This is a genomic window from Streptococcus mitis (assembly GCF_026782895.1).
GTDB lineage: Bacteria > Bacillota > Bacilli > Lactobacillales > Streptococcaceae > Streptococcus > Streptococcus mitis_CB.
In genome coordinates this window covers 42,751-49,347 of record NZ_JAKUXJ010000008.1, presented here as the reverse complement: position 1 = coordinate 49,347, position 6,597 = coordinate 42,751, and the positions used below count along the sequence as shown (strand labels likewise).

Here is a 6,597-nt window from a genome sequence, read left to right as displayed (position 1 = left end):
GGGTATAGCCAAGCGGTAAGGCAAGGGACTTTGACTCCCTCATGCGTTGGTTCGAATCCAGCTACCCCAGTTACTATTTGCCGGCGTGGCGGAATTGGCAGACGCGCTGGACTCAAAATCCAGTGTCCGCAAGGACGTGCCGGTTCGACCCCGGCCGCCGGTATAGTATAGAGTTAAGGAACGTGGTAAATCTTCGTTCCTTTTTATATTACTTTTGCTATAATAATAGTTATTCAAATTTTATTTAGATTATGAAAGTGTAGGGAAGTATGTCTCGTTCTATCGATTTATTAAAACATCGGTATTTGAAAAATATTAAAGAAAATCCTGAATTGTTTCTCGGGATTGAGCTGGAATATCCTGTTATAAACTTGGAAGGGTATGCTACAGATGTTGAAGTTATCAAACACTTATTCCGATATTTAGTTTCTGCTTTGGATTTTTCTATCGAAAAGGTAGATGATTTTGGGACTCCTATTCAGTTAGTGGACCCAGTAAGTCAGGATGCTATTTTATTTGAAGTTTCCTATACCACGATAGAGTTTGCATTTGGTAAGGTTGAAACGATACAAGAGGTTGAAGAACGTTTTAGTATTTATATGGAAGCAATCCAGAAGAAGTTAGCTGAATCAAATCATGCTATTGTTGGCTGTGGTATTCATCCCAACTGGGATAAAAATGAGAATTGTCCCGTGGCTTACCCACGCTATCAGATGTTGATGGACTATTTGAATTTGAGCAGAAATGTTACTAAATCAAACTTACATCAATTCCCTGAATACGGAGCGTTCATTTGTGGGAGTCAGGTTCAGTTGGATGTTTCAAAGTCTAACTACTTACGAGTGATTAATGCTTTTACCCAAATTGAAGCAGTTAAGGCTTATTTATTTGCCAATTCTGAGTTTTTAGGTGCGGATTGGAATACGAAAATTTCAAGAGATATTTTCTGGGAAGAATCGATGCATGGTATCTATCCAGAAAACGTCGGGGTCAATGCTAGACTCTTTAAAGATGAGGATGATTTTTTTGATTATCTAGATCATTCTGCAATTTTTACTGCGGAACGTGATGGGCAAACCTATTATTTTTATCCGATTCAGACAAGGGACTATTTAGTTACACCTGAAATTCAAGCATTTGATCTTAATGGGGATGTGCTTCTTATTTACCCTCAAGAGAAGGATTTTGAAACTCATCGTAGTTACCAGTACCAGGACTTAACGACTCGAGGAACAGTTGAATTTCGTAGTGTGTGTACTCAGCCTCTCGATAGAACCTTTGCTTCAGCAGCTTTTCACTTGGGATTGTTGGTTAATTTAGATAAGTTAGAAGCTTATTTAGAAACAGCACCTTTCTTTAAAGAATTTGGGAGAGATTATAAGTTTTTAAGACGACAATTTTCTAAGAAGAAGCTTACAGATGAGGAAGAAACTGCGATTATTGAAATATCCAACGACTTACTACTGCTAGCTGAGGAAGGACTGGAGATGAGAAATAAGCAAGAAATGACCTACTTACAGCCTTTGAAAGAAGAATTGAGCCTATAATTTCTCTTGTAAAAGGAGAATTTTCTGAAAAATCATGATATAATGGATGAGACTATAGATAAAGGATAGAGAGTAATGACATTAGTTTATCAATCAACGCGTGATGCCAACAATACAGTAACTGCTAGCCAAGCAATTTTGCAAGGTTTGGCAACGGACGGTGGTTTATTTACACCGGTTACTTATCCAAAGGTAGATTTGGACTTTGACAAATTGAAAGATGCATCTTATCAGGAAGTTGCTAAGTTAGTTTTGTCAGCATTTTTAGATGACTTTACAGCTGAGGAGTTGGACTACTGTATCAACAATGCTTACGATAGCAAATTTGATACTCCAGCTATCGCACCATTAGTGAAATTAGACGGGCAATATAACTTGGAACTTTTCCATGGTTCAACAATTGCTTTTAAGGATATGGCCTTGTCTATTTTGCCATACTTTATGACAACAGCTGCTAAGAAACATGGCTTGGAGAACAAAATTGTCATTTTGACAGCGACATCTGGTGATACTGGAAAAGCTGCTATGGCAGGATTTGCAGATGTACCTGGTACTGAGATTATTGTCTTTTATCCAAAGGATGGTGTCAGCAAGGTACAAGAGTTGCAAATGACCACTCAGACTGGCGACAATACTCATGTTATCGCTATTGATGGTAACTTTGATGATGCCCAAACAAATGTGAAGCATATGTTTAACGATGTGGCTCTTCGTGAAAGATTAGCGGCCAACAAGTTGCAATTTTCATCTGCAAACTCTATGAACATTGGTCGTTTGGTACCACAGATTGTTTATTATGTTTATGCCTATGCTCAGTTGGTTAAGACTGGTGAGATTGTGGCTGGTGATAAGGTCAACTTCACAGTACCAACAGGAAACTTTGGAAATATCTTGGCTGCCTTTTATGCTAAGCAAATTGGTTTGCCAGTTGGCAAATTAATCTGTGCTTCAAATGACAACAATGTCTTGACAGACTTCTTCAAGACACGTGTTTACGACAAGAAGCGTGAGTTTAAGGTAACAACTAGTCCATCTATGGATATTTTGGTATCTTCAAACTTGGAGCGCTTGATTTTCCATCTTTTGGGTAATGATGCGGTTAAGACAGCTGAACTCATGAATGCCTTGAACACGCAAGGACAATATGAGTTGACAGATTTTGATGCAGAGATTCTTGATCTCTTTGCGGCTGAATATGCGACTGAGGAAGAAACGGCAGCAGAAATCAAACGTGTTTATGAGTCAGATTCTTATATCGAGGATCCACATACGGCGGTTGCCTCAGCAGTTTATAAAAAATACCAAGCTGCTACTGGGGATGCGACTAAGACAGTGATTGCTTCAACAGCTAGTCCATACAAGTTCCCAGTGGTTGCAGTAGAAGCTGTAACTGGAAAATCAGGGCTTGGCGACTTTGAAGCCTTGGCTCAATTACATGATATTTCAGGAGTGGCAGTGCCGCCAGCAGTTGATGGGCTTGAAACAGCTCCTGTTCGTCACAAGACAACAGTGGCAGCTACTGACATGCAAGCAGCGGTTGAGGCTTATCTAGGACTTTAAGACAGAGGGAGTAAACTCGGTTGGGAAACCAACTGAGTTTCTTTTCATCAGGAGGAAGGATTGTTTAAGAAAAATAAAGATATTCTTAATATTGCATTGCCAGCTATGGGTGAAAACTTTTTGCAGATGCTCATGGGGATGGTGGATAGTTACTTGGTAGCCCACTTGGGCTTGATAGCTATTTCGGGTGTATCAGTAGCTGGCAATATTATCACGATTTATCAGGCGATTTTCATAGCTCTGGGAGCTGCTATTTCCAGTGTTATTTCAAAGAGTTTAGGGGAGAAGAATCAGTCTAAGCTAGCCTACAATGTGACTGAGGCGTTGAAGATTACCTTACTATTAAGTTTCCTTTTAGGATTTTTGTCCATTTTCGCTGGGAAAGAGATGATAGGACTTTTGGGGACGGAGAGAGATGTAGCTGAGAGTGGTGGACTCTACCTATCCTTGGTGGGCGGATCGATTGTTCTTTTGGGCTTGATGACCAGTCTGGGTGCCTTGATTCGTGCAACGCATAATCCACGTTTGCCCCTCTATGTGAGTCTTTTATCCAATGCCTTGAATATTCTTTTTTCAAGTCTAGCTATTTTTGTTCTGGATATGGGGATAGCTGGTGTTGCTTGGGGGACAATTCTGTCTCGTTTGGTAGGTCTTGTGATTTTATGGTCGCAATTAAAGTTGCCTTTTGAGAAACCGACTTTTGGTTTAGATAAGGAACTATTGATCTTAGCTTTGCCAGCAGCTGGAGAGCGGCTTATGATGCGAGCTGGTGATGTTGTTATCATTGCCTTGGTCGTTTCTTTTGGAACGGAAGCAGTAGCTGGAAATGCAATCGGAGAAGTCTTGACCCAGTTTAACTATATGCCTGCTTTTGGAGTTGCTACAGCAACGGTCATGCTGGTAGCTCGAGCAGTTGGAGAGGATAATTGGAAAAGAGTAGCTAGTTTGAGCAAGCAAACCTTTTGGCTTTCTCTGGTCCTCATGTTACCCTTGACCTTCAGTATCTATGCTTTGGGTATACCACTGACTCATCTCTATACGACTGATTCTCTAGCGGTGGAGGCTAGTGTTCTAGTGACACTTTTTTCACTACTTGGTACTCCTATGACGATAGGAACAGTCATCTATACAGCAGTCTGGCAGGGTTTGGGCAATGCTCGGCTTCCCTTTTATGCGACAAGTATAGGAATGTGGTGTATCCGCATTGGAACAGGATATCTGATGGGGATTGTGCTTGGTTGGGGCTTGCCTGGTATTTGGGCCGGAACCCTTTTGGATAATGGTTTTCGTTGGTTATTTCTACGTTACCGTTACCAGCGTTATATGAGCTTGAAAGGATAGGAAATGCAAAAAACAGCTTTTATTTGGGATTTAGACGGGACTTTATTGGACTCTTATGAAGCGATTTTATCAGGGATTGAGGAGACCTATGCTCAATTTTCTATTCCTTATGATAAGGAGAAGGTGAGAGAGTTTATTCTCAAGTTTTCTGTGCAGGATTTGCTGGAGAAAGTTGCGGAAGAGAGAAAACTGGATGTGGAAGTACTAAATCAGGTGCGTGCCCAGAGTCTGGCTGAAAAAAATGCCCAGGTAGTTTTGATGCCAGGTTCGCGTGATGTGCTAGCTTGGGCAGAGGAATCAGGAATTCAGCAGTTTGTTTACACTCATAAGGGAGACAATGCTCTTACCATTCTCAGAGATTTGGATTTGGAATCTTATTTTACAGAGATTTTAACAAGTCAGAGTGGCTTTGCGCGTAAACCTAGTTCAGAAGCGGCTACCTATCTGATAGACAAGCATCAGTTGAATCCTGACAATACTTATTATATAGGGGATCGGACTCTGGATGTGGAATTTGCCCAGAATAGTGGGATTCAAAGCCTCAACTTTTTAGAGTCGACTTATGAAGGTAATCACAGGATTCAAGCGTTAGCAGATATTTCCCGTATTTTTGAGGCTGAGCAATAAAAAGATTGTGTCAGTTTTGTGACAGAGACCTAACAAACTATTTCAAGTAACTGAGTTTGTTACAAGGAATAGACAGTTCTATTAAATAGGCCCGAAAGGGCTTTTTTTCTGCATTTTTTGTGTTATGATAGACAGGTACTCATTTGAAAGGAATTTGAAAGAATGAAGAAAAGAATATTATTAGCCTCAACAGTAGCCTTATCATTTGCCCCAGTATTGGCAACCCAAGCAGAAGAAGTTCTTTGGACTGCACGTAGTGTTGAGCAAATCCAAAACGATTTGACTAAAACGGACAACAAAACAAGTTATACCGTTCAGTATGGTGATACCTTGAGCACCATTGCAGAAGCCTTGGGTGTAGATGTCACAGTTCTTGCGAATTTGAATAAAATCACGAATATGGACTTGATTTTCCCAGAAACTGTTTTGACAACGACTGTCAATGAAGCAGAAGAAGTAACGGAAGTTGAAATCCAAACACCTCAAGCAGCTTCTAGTGAAGAAGTGACAACTGCGACAGCAGATTTGACAACCAATCAAGTGACGGTTGATGATCAAACTGTTCAGGTTGCAGACCTTTCTCAACCGATTGCAGAAGCGCCAAAAGAGGTAGAAACTACAAGTACAAAAGAAGTAGCAACAAATTCAGAAGTTGCAGAGACAGTTGCTACTGCAGAAGAAGTGGCACCATCTACAAATACTTCAACGTCAGAGGAGCAAGCAGCCGAAACAAGTAGTGCAGTTGCAGAAGCAGCTCCTCAGGCAACGACTCCAGCTGAGAAAGATGAAACACAAGCAAGCACTCAAACTGAATCAGCAGTGGAAGCAACCACAATACCAGTAGAAGAAAAAGCACCTGAAACAACTGCAACAAGTTCAGAAGAAGCAAAAGAAGTAGCATCATCAAGTGAAGCTACAGCAGCAGTTTCGACTTATCAACCAGAAGAGGCGAAAACAGTTTCAACAACTTACGCGGCTCCAGCTGCGCCCGATTACGCTGGACTGGCAGTAGCGAAATCTGAAAATGCTGGCCTTCAACCACAAACAGCTGCCTTTAAAGAAGAAATCGCCAACTTGTTTGGCATCACATCCTTTAGTGGTTACCGTCCAGGAGACAGTGGAGATCACGGAAAAGGTTTGGCTATCGACTTTATGGTACCAGAAAGTTCAGAACTAGGGGATAAGATTGCGGAATACGCTATTCAAAACATGGCCAGCCGTGGAATTAGTTACATTATTTGGAAACAACGTTTCTATGCTCCATTCGATAGCAAATATGGGCCAGCTAATACTTGGAACCCAATGCCAGACCGTGGTAGCGTGACAGAAAATCACTATGATCACGTTCACGTTTCAATGAATGGATAAACCAGACTTGGTAATATCATTTTGACGAATGAGATCTAGCTTTCATGATTGGAAGTAAGTCTCGTTCGTTTTTCTTTGTCATACTCTTCGAAAGTCTCTTCAAACCACGTCAGTTTCGCCTTGCCGTACTCAAGTATAGCCTGCGGCTAGCTTC

The 6,597-nt window shown here is 41.0% G+C and carries 5 protein-coding genes and 2 tRNA genes; all 7 read left to right on the top strand.

The annotated features are described in order from the left end of the window. Positions 1 to 70: transfer RNA gene (locus MK480_RS09955), tRNA-Gln, on the top strand. Between the two features lie 9 nt (positions 71 to 79). Further along, a tRNA-Leu gene (locus MK480_RS09950) sits at positions 80 to 163 on the top strand. A 106-nt stretch (positions 164 to 269) separates the two neighbouring features. Next, positions 270 to 1,547 carry a glutamate-cysteine ligase family protein gene (locus tag MK480_RS09945; RefSeq protein WP_268707610.1) on the top strand — a complete coding sequence of 426 codons (1,278 nt, stop codon included), beginning with the start codon at positions 270 to 272 and terminating at the stop codon, positions 1,545 to 1,547. Positions 1,548 to 1,622: 75 nt separating this feature from the next. Then, positions 1,623 to 3,107, top strand: a complete 1,485-nt coding sequence (gene thrC / locus MK480_RS09940) for a threonine synthase (RefSeq protein ID WP_268707609.1) — start codon at positions 1,623 to 1,625, stop codon at positions 3,105 to 3,107. Positions 3,108 to 3,167: 60 nt separating this feature from the next. Further along, on the top strand, positions 3,168 to 4,448 hold the full coding sequence (locus tag MK480_RS09935; RefSeq protein ID WP_000473976.1) for an MATE family efflux transporter: 1,281 nt from the start codon (positions 3,168 to 3,170) through the stop codon (positions 4,446 to 4,448). 3 nt (positions 4,449 to 4,451) lie between these two features. Beyond that, the gene (locus MK480_RS09930) at positions 4,452 to 5,075 is read left to right on the top strand and encodes an HAD family hydrolase (protein WP_261142437.1); all 624 of its coding nucleotides are present in this window, start codon (positions 4,452 to 4,454) and stop codon (positions 5,073 to 5,075) included. A 162-nt stretch (positions 5,076 to 5,237) separates the two neighbouring features. Continuing rightward, a complete protein-coding gene (locus MK480_RS09925; protein ID WP_268707608.1) occupies positions 5,238 to 6,443 on the top strand; it encodes a LysM peptidoglycan-binding domain-containing protein in 1,206 nt (401 codons plus the stop codon). Positions 6,444 to 6,597 lie beyond the last annotated feature (154 nt).